This window comes from Pseudomonas sp. DTU12.3 (assembly GCF_004124275.1).
In the GTDB taxonomy this organism is placed as follows: domain Bacteria; phylum Pseudomonadota; class Gammaproteobacteria; order Pseudomonadales; family Pseudomonadaceae; genus Aquipseudomonas; species Aquipseudomonas helmanticensis.
In genome coordinates this window covers 1,741,306-1,756,739 of sequence record NZ_CP027218.1, presented here as the reverse complement: position 1 = coordinate 1,756,739, position 15,434 = coordinate 1,741,306, and the positions used below count along the sequence as shown (strand labels likewise).

At 59.8% G+C, this 15,434-nt stretch carries 15 protein-coding genes; 2 read left to right on the top strand and 13 right to left on the bottom strand.

Features of this window, described 5'->3' with window-relative positions:
- The 10 genes from pcaD to pcaR form a co-directional block, all read right to left on the bottom strand.
- A complete protein-coding gene (gene pcaD / locus C2E19_RS07990) occupies positions 1-789 on the bottom strand; it encodes a 3-oxoadipate enol-lactonase (RefSeq protein WP_129390240.1) in 789 nt (262 codons plus the stop codon).
- A gap of 12 nt (positions 790-801) precedes the next feature.
- Positions 802-2,166: a 3-carboxy-cis,cis-muconate cycloisomerase gene (locus tag C2E19_RS07985; RefSeq protein WP_129390238.1), complete on the bottom strand. Its 1,365-nt coding sequence runs from the start codon at positions 2,164-2,166 to the stop codon at positions 802-804.
- Between the two features lie 45 nt (positions 2,167-2,211).
- Positions 2,212-3,507, bottom strand: coding sequence for an MFS family transporter (locus tag C2E19_RS07980; RefSeq protein ID WP_129390235.1), 1,296 nt, complete (start codon positions 3,505-3,507; stop codon positions 2,212-2,214).
- A 196-nt stretch (positions 3,508-3,703) separates the two neighbouring features.
- Positions 3,704-4,270: a protocatechuate 3,4-dioxygenase subunit alpha gene (gene pcaG, locus C2E19_RS07970; protein WP_129390232.1), complete on the bottom strand. Its 567-nt coding sequence runs from the start codon at positions 4,268-4,270 to the stop codon at positions 3,704-3,706.
- Position 4,271: 1 nt separating this feature from the next.
- A complete protein-coding gene (gene pcaH, locus C2E19_RS07965) occupies positions 4,272-4,976 on the bottom strand; it encodes a protocatechuate 3,4-dioxygenase subunit beta (protein ID WP_129390229.1) in 705 nt (234 codons plus the stop codon).
- Positions 4,977-5,012: 36 nt separating this feature from the next.
- Positions 5,013-6,218, bottom strand: a complete 1,206-nt coding sequence (gene pcaF, locus C2E19_RS07960) for a 3-oxoadipyl-CoA thiolase (protein ID WP_174823930.1) — start codon at positions 6,216-6,218, stop codon at positions 5,013-5,015.
- A complete protein-coding gene (locus tag C2E19_RS07955; RefSeq protein ID WP_129390223.1) occupies positions 6,215-6,994 on the bottom strand; it encodes a CoA-transferase subunit beta in 780 nt (259 codons plus the stop codon). Before C2E19_RS07955 ends, pcaF begins: the two co-directional genes overlap by 4 nt.
- Positions 6,994-7,851 (bottom strand): CoA transferase subunit A, encoded by an 858-nt coding sequence (locus tag C2E19_RS07950; RefSeq protein ID WP_129390220.1) that lies wholly within the window; start codon positions 7,849-7,851, stop codon positions 6,994-6,996. Before C2E19_RS07950 ends, C2E19_RS07955 begins: the two co-directional genes overlap by 1 nt.
- Before the next feature lie 262 nt (positions 7,852-8,113).
- The gene (locus tag C2E19_RS07945; RefSeq protein ID WP_129390217.1) at positions 8,114-9,460 is read right to left on the bottom strand and encodes an MFS transporter; all 1,347 of its coding nucleotides are present in this window, start codon (positions 9,458-9,460) and stop codon (positions 8,114-8,116) included.
- Between the two features lie 293 nt (positions 9,461-9,753).
- Positions 9,754-10,596 carry a pca regulon transcriptional regulator PcaR gene (gene pcaR / locus C2E19_RS07940; protein WP_007917109.1) on the bottom strand — a complete coding sequence of 281 codons (843 nt, stop codon included), beginning with the start codon at positions 10,594-10,596 and terminating at the stop codon, positions 9,754-9,756.
- 654 nt (positions 10,597-11,250) lie between these two features.
- Between pcaR and C2E19_RS07935 the strand changes: the two genes are divergently transcribed.
- A complete protein-coding gene (locus tag C2E19_RS07935; RefSeq protein ID WP_008080067.1) occupies positions 11,251-11,451 on the top strand; it encodes a hypothetical protein in 201 nt (66 codons plus the stop codon).
- Positions 11,452-11,825: 374 nt separating this feature from the next.
- Positions 11,826-13,301, top strand: coding sequence for an inorganic phosphate transporter (locus tag C2E19_RS07930; protein WP_129390214.1), 1,476 nt, complete (start codon positions 11,826-11,828; stop codon positions 13,299-13,301).
- A 1,036-nt stretch (positions 13,302-14,337) separates the two neighbouring features.
- Here C2E19_RS07930 and ccoM read toward each other — a convergent pair.
- From ccoM to C2E19_RS07920, 3 genes are all read right to left on the bottom strand, one after another.
- A complete protein-coding gene (gene ccoM / locus C2E19_RS29285) occupies positions 14,338-14,451 on the bottom strand; it encodes a cytochrome c oxidase subunit CcoM (protein WP_003222396.1) in 114 nt (37 codons plus the stop codon).
- A 145-nt stretch (positions 14,452-14,596) separates the two neighbouring features.
- Positions 14,597-14,860, bottom strand: a complete 264-nt coding sequence (locus C2E19_RS07925) for a hypothetical protein (RefSeq protein ID WP_129390212.1) — start codon at positions 14,858-14,860, stop codon at positions 14,597-14,599.
- 15 nt (positions 14,861-14,875) lie between these two features.
- On the bottom strand, positions 14,876-15,217 hold the full coding sequence (locus tag C2E19_RS07920) for a hypothetical protein (RefSeq protein ID WP_003222394.1): 342 nt from the start codon (positions 15,215-15,217) through the stop codon (positions 14,876-14,878).
- Positions 15,218-15,434: the final 217 nt, after the last annotated feature.

Sequence of the window (15,434 nt, the reverse complement as noted above, 5' to 3'; positions counted from 1 at the left end):
TCAGACGTTTAAAAACGCCAACACACGATCACTGAAATCGGCACCGGCCTGCACATTCGACAGATGCGCCGCATAGAACTCGGCGTACTCGGCACCGCGCACGTGCTCTTGGATGAAATGCCCACCGGACGGCGGCGTCACCGCATCTTCAGTGCCGGCAATCACCAGCAACGGCCCGTTGATCGAGGCGAGCTGCTCGCGAAAATCGGCATCACGCACCGCCGCGCAATTGGCCGCGTAACCCTCAGGTGAAGTGGCGGCGAGCATGTCGGTAATCTGCTTGGCTGCCGCCGGATGTGCAGCGGAAAAGTCCGGAGTAAACCAACGGGCAATCGACGCATCACGCAGGGCAACCATCGCTGCCGCGCCGTCACGCAGCACGGTTTCGATGCGTGGATTCCACACCGACGGATCGCCGATTTTTGCCGCCGTGTTGCAGACAATCAGCTTGTTCAAACGATGACCGGCATTGATCCCCAACCACTGCCCAATCAACCCGCCCATCGACAGCCCGCAGAAATGCGCGCGTTCGATGTGCAACGCATCCAGCAAACCGAGTACGTCGTGCCCCAGTTGCTCGATGCTGTACGGCCCCGGCGTCACCAGCGATTTGCCGTGACCACGGGTGTCGAAACGAAGCACACGAAAGTGCTCGGTGAACGCCGGCATCTGCGCGTCCCACATGTGCAGATCAGTGCCCAACGAGTTGGACAGCACCAGCACCGGTGCATCGACCGGACCTTCTATTTGATAGTGCAGTTCGCCATCGGCGAGTTGAACGAAAGACACAGCCCTCTCCTTTCAGACAGACAATGCGTTGTGTTCGGCCACCGCGCGCTCGACCCAGGTTTGCGCCTGGCCAAGGTAATGGGCGGGGTTCAAAAGATGATCGAGTTCAGCGCTACTCAACTCGGCGGTGACTTGCGGTTCGTCACCGAGTACGGCGCGCAAATGGCGCTGTTCGGCCACCGCGCGTTTGCAGCATTGCTCAAGCAGGTGATGCGCGGTGTCGCGACCGACACGCTGTGCGAGAACAATGCTCACCGCTTCGGCCAGCACCAGTCCCTGGGTCAATTCGAGGTTGCGCGACATACGCGCGGCGTCGACTTCCAGCCCTTCGGCGAGCAAGCGCGCCTGTTGCAGCGAACCCGACACCAGGCAGCAAATCTCCGGCAAGGTTTCCCATTCGGCATGCCACAAGCCAAGGCTGCGTTCATGTTCCTGCGGCATCGCGCTGAACAGCGTCGAGACCAGTCCCGGCACCCGCGTCGCCGCGCCGATCAACACCGCAGCACCGACCGGATTGCGTTTGTGCGGCATGGTCGACGAGCCGCCCTTGCCCGGTGCCGATGGCTCGAAAACCTCGGCCGCTTCGGTCTGCATCAACAGGCTGATGTCGCGGCCGAATTTGCCGAGGCTGCCGGCGATCAAACCGAGCACCGCGCCGAACTCGACCACGCGATCACGTTGGGTGTGCCACGGTTGTTCGGGCAAGGTCAGTTGCAGTTCTTCGGCCAGCGCTTCGGCAATCGGTAACGCCTGTTCGCCCAAGGCTGCGAGCGTCCCGGAGGCGCCACCAAATTGCAGCACCAGCAGACGCGGTTTAAGTTCACGCAAACGTTGACGGCTGCGAGTGATCGCGCCCAGCCATCCGCTGATTTTCATGCCAAGGGTTACCGGCGTCGCGTGTTGCAGCCAGGTGCGTCCGGCCAGCGGCGTGGCGGCGTGACGTTGTGCCTGGGTGGCGAGAGACTCGGCCAATTGCGCCAGATCGCCTTCAATCAACTCCAGCGCTTGACGCAATTGCAGGACCAATCCGGAATCCATCACGTCCTGACTGGTCGCGCCCAAATGCACATAACGCTCGGCCTCGGCATCGCTGGCGGCGATCTGCTTGCCCAGCGCCTTGACCAGCGGAATCGCCGAATTGCCCGCCGTGGCAATCGCCTCGCCCAGCGCCGCGAAGTCGTACAAACCTGCGTTGCAGGCCGCGGCAATCGGTGCAACGGCAGAGGCAGGAATCAACTCGACCCGCGCCTCCGCCCGCGCCAGCGCCGCTTCGAAATCAAGCATCGCCTGCACACGGCCCTGATCGCAGAACACCTCACGCATATCGCGGGCAGTAAAGTAGGCATCGAACAATTGATTGCCCGGTCGCTGAGTCATAAAAGTCCTTGCCGGCGCGGGCCATCACGGCCCGCGCGCATCGGGTTAGAGATCGTGGTGCAAGTACGCCGCCTGTTTTGGCAAGCGCAGACTGAACAGGAACGCGATCGCCATCATCGCCGTCACGTACCAGTAGAAGGAGTTTTCCATGCCGATGTTCTTCAGACTCAGGGCAACGAATTCCGCCGAGCCACCGAAGATCGCATTCGCCACCGCATAAGCCAGGCCGACACCGAGGGCGCGAACTTCCGGCGGGAACATTTCGGCTTTCACCAGGCCGCTGATCGAGGTGTAGAAACTGACGATTGCCAGCGCCACCGTGATCAACACAAACGCAAGAAACGGGCTGCTGACGCTTTTCAGGCTCAACAGGATTGGCACGGTAAACAGCGTGCCGAGCGCGCCGAACCAGAGCATCGAGTTACGTCGGCCGATCTTGTCGGCGAGCATGCCGAACAGTGGCTGCATGCACATATACAGGAACAGCGCACCGGTCATGATGTAGCTGGCGGTCTTGGCGTGCATGCCGGCGGTGTTCACCAGGTACTTCTGCATGTAGGTGGTGAAGGTGTAGAAAATCAACGAACCGCCGGCGGTGTAACCGAGCACGGTGATGAACGCGGCTTTGTGATCGCGGAACAGCGCACCGATGCTGCCGGCGTCCTTGTGTGCGCGGGTTTCCTTGTTGGTGGTTTCTTTCAGCGAGCGACGCAGGAACAGCGAAATCAACGCGGCCACCGCACCGACCACAAATGGAATCCGCCAGCCGTAGGCGCGCAGGTCATCTTCGGTGAGGAATTGCTGAAGAACCACGACCAGCGACACCGCCAACAGTTGCCCACCGATCAGCGTCACGTATTGGAACGAGGCGAAAAATCCGCGCTGGCCCTTGAGAGCGATTTCGCTCATGTAGGTCGCGGTGGTGCCGTACTCACCGCCGACCGACAGGCCTTGCAACAGACGGGCGAACAACAGCAAGACCGGCGCCCAGACGCCGATGTCCTTGTAAGTCGGCAGACAGGCGATCAGCAAGGACCCGAAGCACATCATCAGAATCGAGATGAGCATCGAGTTCTTGCGGCCGTGCTTGTCGGCGACACGACCGAAAATCCAGCCGCCAATCGGGCGCATGAGGAAGCCGGCGGCGAACACGCCAGCGGTGTTCACCAGTTGCACCGTCGGGTTGTCCGAGGGGAAAAACGCCGGGGCGAAGTAGATCGCGCAAAAGGCGTAGACATAGAAGTCGAACCATTCGACGAGGTTGCCGGACGAGGCGCCGACAATGGCAAAGATGCGCTTGCTGCGCTCTTCACCCGTGTAATGAGAGGTGGTGGTTGTCATTGTTTTTCACTCGATAGGGACAGTGAGAGTCTAGACATACTTTGCAACAGTCCCGTTCCACAGATCCATCTGCAACACAGTTCTCACCTGTGGGAGCGGGCTTGCTCGCGAAAGCGGTGTGTCAGGTGATACATCTGTCGACTGACACTCCACCTTCGCGAGCAAGCCCGCTCCCACAGGGGATGGTGGTGATCTATTAATAATCGAAGAACACCGTCTCGGCGTCGGTGCCCTGCAGGATCACATTCCACTGGTAAACCCCCGAGGCATCCTCCTTCGCCAGCAAGGTCGTGCGACGTTCAGCCGGGACACATTCGAGCAGTGGATCGTTGACGTTAGCCGGCTCGCCATCAAAATAAATCCGCGTCAGCAAGTGCTTCACCAAGCCACGGGCAAACACCAACACCACCAGATGCGGCGCCTGGGTCGAGCCCTTCAGCCCCTCAACCGTACCCGGCTTGATCGTGGTAAACCGAAAGCGCCCTTCAGTATCCACCGGCACACGGCCAAAGCCTTCGAAGTGCGGATCCAGCGGTTTGTCCTGCTCATCTTCCGGGTGGTCGTATTTGCCGGCAGCGTTGGCCTGCCAGACTTCAAGCATGGCATCGTTGACGACATCGCCATTGCCATCCACCACTTGCCCGGTGATCGCCACGCGCTCGCCGAGGGTTTGCTCATTGGCGAGGTTTTCGCGGTTCAGCCAAGTCAGGCCGATGTGGTAATACGGCCCGACGGTGTGGGACGTGGTCGCAGTCAGCGTCATCTTATTTCTCCATCGGCGTGGCTTCACGCCCGCGCAGCACGATGTCCCAGCGATAACCGAGGGCGTAGGACGGAATGGTTTTTTCCAGATCGAAACTGGCGATCAGGCGTTCCTTGGCCGAAGTGTTCGGCACGCAGTTGTAGATCGGGTCGTACGCCAGCAGCGGGTCGCCCGGAAAGTACATCTGCGTGACCAGTCGGGTGAGGATGCTCGGCCCGAACAGCGAAAAGTGGATATGCGCCGGGCGCCACGCGTTGTGGTGGTTGCCCCACGGATAGGCGCCGGGCTTGATGGTCTGAAACTGGTACCAGCCATCGGCGTCGGTGACGGTGCGGCCGGTGCCGGTGAAATTCGGGTCCAGCGGCGCGTCGTGCAGGTCGCGCTGGTGGTTGTAGCGGCCGGCGGCGTTGGCCTGCCAGATCTCCACGAGAATCCCCGGCACCGGTAGGCCGTTTTCGTCGAGCACGCGGCCGTGAATGATGATGCGCTCGCCCTGTGGCTCGCCTTGATGCTGGGCGGTCAGGTCGTTATCGGTATCGCCGACACGCTCGGCGCCGATGGTCGGGCCGGTGATTTCCGACAGCGAATGCGGCAGAAACACCAACGGCTTCGACGGCGAGCGCAGGTTGGTGGATTGATACGTCGGGTGCAGGTACTCAGGCTGAGTGCCTTCCTGCGGACGACGGTAACCAGGCTTGTCAGACATGTCGCTTTCCTCTGTTCTTATTCGTCACGGCTTGCGTCAGACGCGTTCGATGGCCAGGGCCAGACCTTGGCCGACACCGACGCACATGGTCGCCAGACCCTTCTTGCCACCGGTCTTTTCCAACTGATGCAGCGCGGTCAGCACCAGCCGCGCACCGCTCATGCCCAACGGGTGACCAAGGGCAATCGCCCCGCCGTTCGGGTTGACCTGCGCGGCGTCATCCGCCAGCCCCAACTCACGCAGCACCGCCAAACCTTGGCTGGCGAATGCTTCGTTGAGTTCGATCACATCGAAATCGCTGACCGCTACGCCGAGGCGTTCGATCAACTTGCGCACCGCCGGTACCGGGCCGATGCCCATCACGCGCGGCGCGACACCGGCGCTGGCCATGCCGAGCACTTTGGCGCGGGCGGTCAGGCCATGTTTTTTCAGCGCTTCGGCGGACGCGAGAATCAGTGCGGCGGCACCGTCGTTGACGCCGGAGGCATTGCCGGCGGTGACGGTTTTGTCCGGGCCGTTGACCGGCTTCAATTTTGTCAGCGCTTCAATCGTGGTATCGGCGCGCGGATGTTCATCCTGGCTGACCACGGTTTCGCCCTTCTTGTGGGCGATCCGCACTTCGACGATTTCTTCGGCGAAGTAACCGGCAGCCTGCGCGGCGGCTGTGCGTTGCTGACTGCGCAGGGCGAACGCGTCTTGATCGGCGCGCGACACTTTATAGTCGTCGGCGACGTTGTCAGCGGTCTGCGGCATCGCGTCGACGCCGTATTGCGCCTTCATCAACGGATTGATGAAACGCCAGCCGATGGTGGTGTCTTCGAGTTTCATGTTGCGCGAGAACGCCGCGTCAGCCTTGCCCATCACGAACGGCGCGCGCGACATCGACTCGACGCCGCCAGCAATCGCCAGCTCCATCTCGCCACTGGCGATGGCGCGGAATGCCGTGCCAATCGCGTCCATGCCCGAAGCGCAAAGGCGATTGAGGGTCACGCCCGGCACGGTTTCCGGCAGGCCCGCCAGCAGCAGCGCCATGCGTGCCACATTGCGGTTGTCTTCGCCGGCCTGGTTGGCGCAGCCAAGGAACACTTCGTCGATGGCGCTCCAGTCCACCGAGGGATTGCGCTCCATCAGGGCCTTGATCGGCACGGCGGCCAGGTCATCAGCGCGAATCGCGGACAGTCCGCCACCAAAACGGCCAATGGGCGTGCGAATCGCGTCGCAGATATAAACGTCACGCATCATGCTTCTCCCGGTGTCTGGCCGTGGGCTGCGGCGGTGCGCGCTTCGAGATCGCGCAGTGCGGTCAGTTCGACGTCGGTCGGTTCTGCGGTGGTTTCGACGTTGTCAGCAAAACGAATCGCCCAACCGGTGGCCGCAACCACTTGCTCGCGGGTTACGCCCGGATGCAGTGCGGTGACCACGAACTCGTGGGTGCCCTCTTCCGGCTCCATGATGCACAGGTCGGTGATGATCCCCACCGGACCGGCGCCCGGCAGGCCCAGACGTTTGCGCGAATCGCCGCCCTCGCCGTGACCGACCGAGGTGATGAAATCGAGCTTGTCGACAAACGAACGCGCCGACTGTTTAAGGATGATCAATACGCTTTTCGCCGAGCCGGCAATTTCCGGCGCGCCACCGGCACCCGGCAGGCGCACTTTCGGCGAGAAGTAATCGCCGACCACGGTGGTGTTGATGTTGCCGAAACGGTCGACCTGCGCGGCGCCAAGAAAACCGACGTCGATGCGCCCGCCCTGCAGCCAATAGCGAAAAATCTCACCGGTCGGTACGACAGTGTCAGCGGTCTCCGCCAGTTCACCGTCACCGATGGACAGCGGCAGCACGCTCGGCTTGGCGCCAATCGGGCCCGATTCGTAGATCAGCACCACGTCCGGCGACGAGGTCAGCCGCGCGAGGTTGGCGGCTTTCGACGGCAGGCCGATACCGACGAAGCACACCGAGCCGTTCTTCAGGCGACGGGCTGCGGCGACGGTCATCATTTCATTGGTGGTGTAAGTCATTACTTGGCCTCCGAAGCAGCGGCCAACTTGGCCTGGAACTCGCTGAAGTCAGCGCAGCCATGGATGTATTCGTTGATCCACGCGGTAAACGTCTCACGGTCGCGGGCGATCGGATCCCACGCTTGATAGAAACGATTGTCGCGCTCGTTGTAACCGTGGGCGTAGGACGGATGTGCGCCGCCGGGCACATGGCAGACCGCGCTCAAGGCCCAGGTCGGCAATACGCAAGAGTTCATCGGTGCGTTGAGGTTGTCGACGATTTCTTCGACGGTAACGATGCAACGCTTGGCGGCCAGTGCGGCCTCTTTCTGTACACCGAGAATGCCCCACAGCAGCACGTTGCCCTGGCGGTCGGCTTTCTGTGCGTGGATTACGGTGACGTCCGGCCGTACCGACGGCACCGCCGCCAGCACTTCACCGGTGAACGGGCAGGTCACGGTTTTGATCAACGGGTTGACCTTCGGCAGGTCGGAACCGGCGTAGGCGCGCAGCACCGCGAACGGTAGGCCAGAAGCGCCGGCGACGTAGGCATTGGCCAGGTCGGCGTGGCTGTGTTCTTCGATCTCCAGCGGCTGCGGCCATTGCTTCTCGACCGCGTCGCGCAGACGGTGCAGCGAACCCACGCCCGGGTTGCCGCCCCAGGAGAAGATCAGTTTGCGTGCGCAGCCGGCACCGATCAGTTGGTCGTAGATCAGGTCGGGCGTCATCCGCACCAGCGTCAGATCTTTCTTGCCCTGACGAATGATTTCATGACCCGCGGCCGTAGGGATCAAGTGAGTGAAGCCTTCGAGTGCGACGGTGTCGCCGTCGTTGACGAATAGCTTCACCGCGTCGTGCAGCGAAAGGATCTCAGCCATGGAGCGGGCTCCCGTTTTTGTATTGAATCGCCAGTGATAAAAAGGCGCGAGGTTCAGCGCCGGAGTCACTGAAGATTAAGCCTGGGAAAAGTGCCAAACAATCCGATAATCGACTGAGTGTTCGTTTATCGAACAGATTGTTATCAGCCTATCGGTTCGTGTTGCCGGCAAAAGATCGCAGCCTGCGGCAGCTCCTACAGGGTTACGCATTCCAATGTGGGAGCTGCCGCAGGCTGCGATCTTTTCGCTTCACACCGCGATATCAGGTCGCATCCGCATGGCTGACCATGCCCTTGATCACCACCGCCGTCGTCGCCAACGCCGCCGGAATCACCAACGCCGTCAACACCTGCTCGAAATTCCAGCCCAGGCCCAACAACGTCGCGCCCATCCACGCCCCGAGAATCGCGCCAAAGCGGCCAATCCCCAACATCCACGAGACCCCGGTTGCACGCCCTTGGGTCGGGTAGAACCGCGCCGCCAGTGACGGCATCGCCGATTGCGCACCGTTCACGCACATCCCCGCCACCAGCACCAGCGTCGCCAGCAAGGTGATATTCCCCAGGCTTTGCCCCACCGCGTAGGCAAACACCCCGGCAAGCAGGTAGAAAGTGCCGATGACCTTGTGCGGATTGAAGCGATCCATCGCCCATCCCACAACAACCGCACTCAACACGCCACCAAACTGGAACAACGCACCGATGAACGCCGCTTGCTCCATGCTCGCGCCGCTGTCACGCATCAACGTCGGCAGCCAGCTGGTCAGCAGATAAACAATCACCAGGCCCATGAAATAGGTCAGCCACAACAGCAAGGTGCCGGTGCTGTAGGTGCCGGAGAAGATCACGGCGAAAACGTTGCGCGCCTTGACGGTTTTCTGTTCCGGCACGCTGAAACTGGAGGCTTGGGCGACGGTAACCGGGTCAATCGGCGCCAGGGTCTTGCGGATCTTGTCGGTGCCACGGTTACGGACTACTAGGTAGCGCGCCGATTCCGGCAGCCAGAACAGCAGCACCACAGCGAGAATCAGCGGCAGAATCCCTCCGATCAGCAGCAGGCTGTGCCAGCCGAACGCCGGGATCAGCTTGGCGGAAATGAACCCACCGCCAGCCATGCCTAGGTTGAAACCGCAGAACATGCTGGTCACCAGCAGGGATTTCTTGCGCTCCGGGGTGTATTCCGAGAGCAACGTGGTGGCATTGGGCATCCCCGCACCCAGACCGAGGCCAGTGAGGAAGCGCAGCACCAGCAATTGTTCGACGTTATTGCTGTAAGCCGACGCGAGACTGAAAGCACCGAATAGCAGCACCGCGCCAACGAGTACGACTTTTCGCCCGAAGCGGTCAGCCAAAGGGCCGGAGCCCAATGCGCCGAAAACCATGCCGATCAGCGCGGCGCTCATCACCGGGCCGAGGCTGGCACGGTCGATACCCCAGTCCTGCGACAGCGCCGGGGCGATGAAGCCCATCGCCGCAGTGTCGAGGCCATCAAGGAAGACAATCAGGAAACACAGGATCACCACCCGCCATTGATAGCGCGAGATCGGTTGGGCATTGATGAAGGTCTGCACATCGAGGCATTGACCTACAGCGGACTGAGGCTGGTTCATTATTTTTATTCCACGCAAAAAACGCAGTCGAACGACGGCCGGCCAACGAGCGGCACGGGCACAAGAATAGAAGGTCTGGATCAGGCGTTGCGGTGAACCCGGCAACAGCGAATGGGGCTGAGACAGTCGGGGAACATGCGCATGGGGAGTTGCCTCTTGTCATTATTATCGGAGTCGACAGTCCGGCGGCTCATTCACATCAGTGCCGGATGACGCTGCCGCGACATTAATGATCCGGGGGTTTTAGCGTCAATTCGATAAACGCAACACTGTGCGTTTATCGAACAGCTTCATCAGGCAAACAATTGTGCACTGAGGTCGCGACTGGCACTCAACAGCCCTGGCAGAAAGCGCTGCTCCAGCTCGGTACGGCTGACACGACCGGCATGGGTGCTGACGTTGAGCGCCGCCACCACTTGGCCCGAGGCGTCATAAACCGGCACGGCGATCGAGCGCAGACCTTGTTCCAGTTCCTGATCGACGATGCACCAGCCCTGCTGCCGGACTTCCTGCAAACATTCGAGCAAAGCGTCGGGGGTGTGGATCGTACGGCTGGTTTTGGCAACGAGTTCGGCGTGGTCGAGGTATTCGCGCAGCGACGTATCATCGAGCGCCGCCAGCAGAATTCGTCCCATCGAGGTGCAATACGCCGGCAGACGTCCGCCCACCGACAGATCCACCGATATCAGCCGCTGGGTGGTCGCCGAGCGCGCGATGTAGAGGATGTCATCGCCTTCCAGCGTGGCCATGTTGCAGGCTTCATGCAATTGCTCGCTCATGCGATCGAGATAAGGCTGCGCAGACACCGCCAACGGTGTCGAGGATAGATAAGCATGACCGAGGGTCAGCACTTTCGGCAGCAGCGAATAGGTGCGTCCGTCGGTGGTGGCGTAGCCGAGCTTGATCAACGTGTGTAGGCAACGGCGCACCGCAGCGCGGGGGATTTCCGTGCGGTGACTGATCTGCGCGATGGTCAGATGCCGCTTGCGCTCCTGAAACGCCTGCACCACCGCCAGGCCACGGGCCAGCGAGGTCATGAAGTCCGGATCACCGGTCAGCGCCTGAATCCGCTTGGCTGGCGAGGCGACTATCGGCGGCGCCACTGAGGTGAAGGAGTTGCGCATTTGATCGTTCATTTCCTGTCCTTTTTTGCGGATACCGCACGGATCAATCGCTATACAAGCGGCTAGCCGACAGATGCACAAGGGCTGAGACGCCAACATTGGGCGATTATCGAACCGCCGACCGATAATCGCAATGCAGCGGGAATTGCCGATCTGTGCGGTTGAGACGCTCGTGCAACTTCAGCGGTAAACTGCACCCGTCTTTTAGTTGATCGACTAAATGGCGCCAAAAACACATCGCACGGTAAATAACGCCAGGCCTGCACTGCAACTAGTGAGAAAAGTTGCGAGTAACAAAACGATCACACATCCAGAACCGTTTTTAACTTGGCAAAGATAGTCATTCCCGAATCGACCGCTATAATGCGTTCAGTGGCAGCCTGTTTTTAATCACCGAGGTTGTCACCGCTGACGCGATGCCATCGCTGTCGGACCCGGCCAGCGCCTGACGCTCATTACTCATGCAACGCCAACGCTCGCTGAAACAGGAAACTGATGCTGCGTCAGTTTTAATCTGGTGCCGTAGCCGCCTGTAACACGGAAGTCTTGATCGCCCTGTCGATGACACCAATGCCTGCACAGGCGTTGCGCATTCGACGGGTCCGTTCAATCGATTTGTTGCAGCGCGTTCACCAGACATTCAACTCAACTCAAACAGGTAGCACTGTGACGAAAGACGAACTGCGCGCGGAACTTGAGCGCCAGGAACAACGTTACAAGGAAGTTTACGGCGGGGAAGTCACCACCTACGCCGCCCAGCCCGAACCGGAACGCAAAGCATGGCGTAAACGCCCAACCGTTCAGGATCAGGTCTTCAAGCAGGAAATCGAAAAGATCGAAAAGGAACTCAAAGCCGAAGAGCCATGAGCCCCGGTGTTTGAATCTTTCGAGGGTAAGCGTGCGCACCGGTTACAAGCGCGGTGCATGGACCTTGCCTTGCGCGCCCGCTACCCGCGGGCAGCGGCTATCTCCCCGTCCTACAGGGTAAAGGGGAGCTTCCTACAGGTTTCATAGATATTTCAGACAAGCGTTTGAGCCTTCGCCGCGCCAGCAAAATCGCCTGTAAAAAATGTACTTTCCCAATAAAATCAATGGCTTGAAAAACCCTGTATGGCGCTTGGTTTTAATGCGCTGCAACAAATTAAATCGAAGAAGATTGTTACCAACGAGCAGGTAGGGCATCGATTTCCAGTCTTTTCTGGCATAATCGCGCCCCCTTACGACCGGGTCAGAAAACCTTCATGATCGATTTATTCAGCGGACTGGATGCTTGGGTGCTTGTGAGCCTCTTGCTCGCCCTGACATTTGTCCTCGCCTTCGAGTTCATCAATGGATTTCATGACACCGCTAACGCGGTAGCCACTGTTATCTACACCAAAGCCATGCCGCCTCATCTGGCGGTGTTCTTCTCCGGTGTGTTCAATTTCCTCGGCGTGCTGCTGGGCGGCGTTGGCGTGGCGTATGCCATCGTCCACTTGCTGCCGGTTGAGCTGCTGATCAATGTGAACACCGGCCATGGCCTGGCGATGGTGTTCTCGTTGCTCGCCGCGGCAATCGCCTGGAACCTTGGCACCTGGTACTTCGGTATCCCGGCGTCCAGCTCGCACACGCTGATCGGTTCGATCCTCGGTGTCGGCCTGGCCAACGCCCTGATCAACGACATTCCGTTGGCCGACGGCGTGAACTGGCAGAAAGCGATCGACATCGGCGCCTCGCTGGTGTTCTCGCCGATGGCCGGCTTCCTGATTGCCGCGCTGATCCTGATCGGTCTGAAGTGGTGGCGCCCGCTGTCGAAGATGCACAAGACACCGGAACAACGCCGCAAACTCGACGACAAGAAGCACCCACCGTTCTGGAACCGCCTGGTCCTGGTGATCTCGGCCATGGCCGTGAGCTTCGTGCACGGCTCCAACGATGGCCAGAAAGGCATCGGCCTGATCATGCTGGTGCTGATCGGTATCGTTCCTGCACAGTTCGTCCTCGACCTGAACAGCACCACGTACCAGATCGAACGCACCCGCGATGCGACCCTGCACCTGAGCCAGTTCTACCAGCGCAATGCCGATTCGCTGGGTGAATTCCTGGCCCTGGGCAAAAGCGTGGAAGGCGACCTGCCGGAGAAATTCCGCTGCAACCCGCAGCAGACCGAACCGACCATCAGCGCCCTGCTGCATACGCTTAAAGGTGTAGCCGACTACCATTCGCTGTCGTCGGACAGCCGTGTCGAAGTTCGTCGCTACCTGCTGTGCCTGGACGATACCGCGAAGAAAGTCAGCAAGTTGCCGGTTCTGGATGCCCGTGAAAAGGCTGACCTCGACAAGTTGCGCAAGGATCTGACCACCACCACTGAATACGCGCCGTTCTGGGTGATTCTGGCGGTTGCACTGGCCTTGGGCCTGGGCACCATGGTGGGCTGGAAACGTGTGGTACTGACCATTGGCGAGAAGATCGGCAAGCAGGGCATGACCTATTCTCAGGGCATGTCGGCGCAGATCACTACGGCCAGTTTGATTGGTCTGGCCAACATCTTCAGCCTGCCGGTGTCGACCACTCACGTTCTGTCTTCGGGCGTGGCGGGGACCATGGTCGCGAACAAGAGCGGTCTGCAGGGTGGGACTGTTCGCACCATTCTGCTGGCGTGGGTGTTGACCCTGCCGGCGACGGTGGCGCTGTCGGCCGGGTTGTTCTGGCTGGCGTCGAAGGCTTTAGGTAGTTGATAGATAGCTGAAATGAGAAAGGCGCGATTCTTTGGGATCGCGCCTTTTTTTTGGTTCGGGGGTTGGGGTTGGGATTGGGGGCATATCCGTTGCTGCGGTGATGGCTGCTGGCGGTTTCGCTCTTACAGCGAGTTACCTTTTCCAAACGCCGAAAAGGTAACCCAAAAGGCTTTGCCCCGGCGTACGGCACTTCGCTGAGGCTCAGTGTTCCCTCGCTACGGTGTCCATCCGGGGGCATCGCCTACGGTTTGCTTCGCTGCACCTCCTCTCGATGTATGCGGCTGCGCCGCACGGCGCTGCGCGCCTACCCCCGGATGAACACCTTCGCTCGGCCTGCCGATGGGGCAAAAGATCAAAAGCCAAAGCCAAAGCAAAATCAAGATCAAGATCAAGATCAAGATCAAGATCAAGAGCCCCTCACCCTAGCCCTCTCCCGGGGGGAGAGGGGACTGACCGCGTGGACTGGAAGAGATACGCCGACTTGGGATACCGAGTCGAACTCAGATTTTGAAAAGCCCAAAAATCGGCTCCCTCTCCTCGGGGAGAAGGCTGGGGTGAGGGGCAGCAACAACGCAAATCAAAAGCCGAACGCGCCCCGCTCTTCACCACTCAATAGGCCGAGTGTCAGCTCGCCTGCTCTTGATCTTGATCCACGAGCGACGTCGGAAGGCTGAGTGGAGGGATTGATCCGGGCGTGGGAGCGCAGCGACCGTTTGGCGCAGCCAAACACAGCGGGAGTAGGTGCAGCGAAGCAAATCGGAGACGCTGCGCCCGGATCAATCCCGGAGCGAAGGAACCCCGAGCCCCAGCGAGCGGGCCGCACGTAGGAGCAAGCGTTTTTTTGCTTACTTTTTTGAGGCGTTTGTCAAAAAAGTGAGTCGCCGTCAGGGCGAAACCCTAAGCCGCCGTTACCGAAAAAACGGATATACACACCAAACACCCACAACATGGTCGGCCCACAGGCCGCCAAGACATAAAAAAAAGGGGCAACCGAAGTCGCCCCAAAATGCCTTGCGTGCTCATCACTCCAGAAGAATCACTTCTTGCGCTTATTCGCGTCCTTCCAGATAAAAAATCCAAACCCTGCAAAAAACAGAACCATCAGCCCTACAGTCAGGACCCCGGCAAACACCACGTTATCGAAAAACATGACTGGCCTCCTGGCCCCTGCTCTGCTGCGATGGGACTAAGTTACCAAACACACAGGCGCACAAATTGACCGGGATCAATGCCAGCAACGAAGGGAGATAAATGCGGAAAAATAACTGACCTGCATCAACGGATGCAGGGGGAGATCAACGCTTTTTCGGCTTGTTCTTCGACTTTTTCTTGGCTTTGCCCAACGGCATGGCCTGTTCGAAAGCCTGGCGCACTTCGTTCAGGCGTTTCTCTTTAATGTCATGCACACGCTTGGCGCGCTCGGTGCTGAGGTCGATCAGTTTGTCGTCTTGGCTCATGGCATTCGGTACATCGCTGGAAAGGATCACAACTGCCACATCACCGGCAGGACTGCGCCAATAATGCAGCTTCAGGCTGGCGCTGACCAGCCGGCTAGCCACACGCGGTAAAACGCCTCAGATCTCGATATCGACCCACAACCCCTGACGCGGCTGATCTTCCATCAGCGGCACCACTGGCACGGTGTTGTCGGCATTCAGCTCGGTGCCAGGCACGGCCAGATGCTCTTCGGGATCTTCATCGGCTTCGCGCCGACGGCGATCACGTTCCTGCTGGCGGCGCTGTTCTTCGCGCGCCAGCAGGCGATCCTCTTCCGGATCGCGCTTTTGCAGATCGATCGTACTTTCGTTGGAGCTTTCCTGCACCGGCACCACCGGAGGAATGTCCGGCCGCTGGCGGATCGGATCCTGCTGCGAAGTGATCGGCACAGCGCTCAGGGGGAGCATCGGTGGCAACATATAAAGGGTCTCCTGTCTGCAGGCTATCGGCTTGGGCAATGATGGCTTGAGCCGTCGGTCGCAAACTTGTGACCGTGTTGGCACTGTAGGAGCTGCCGAAGGCTGCGATCTTTTAATGGGACAACACGGATTCCCAGTGTTCACCAAGATCAGAAGATCGCAGCCTTCGGCAGCTCCTACCCCAGTATTCCTTTGGCCTCAGGGTCGCATTCCGTTA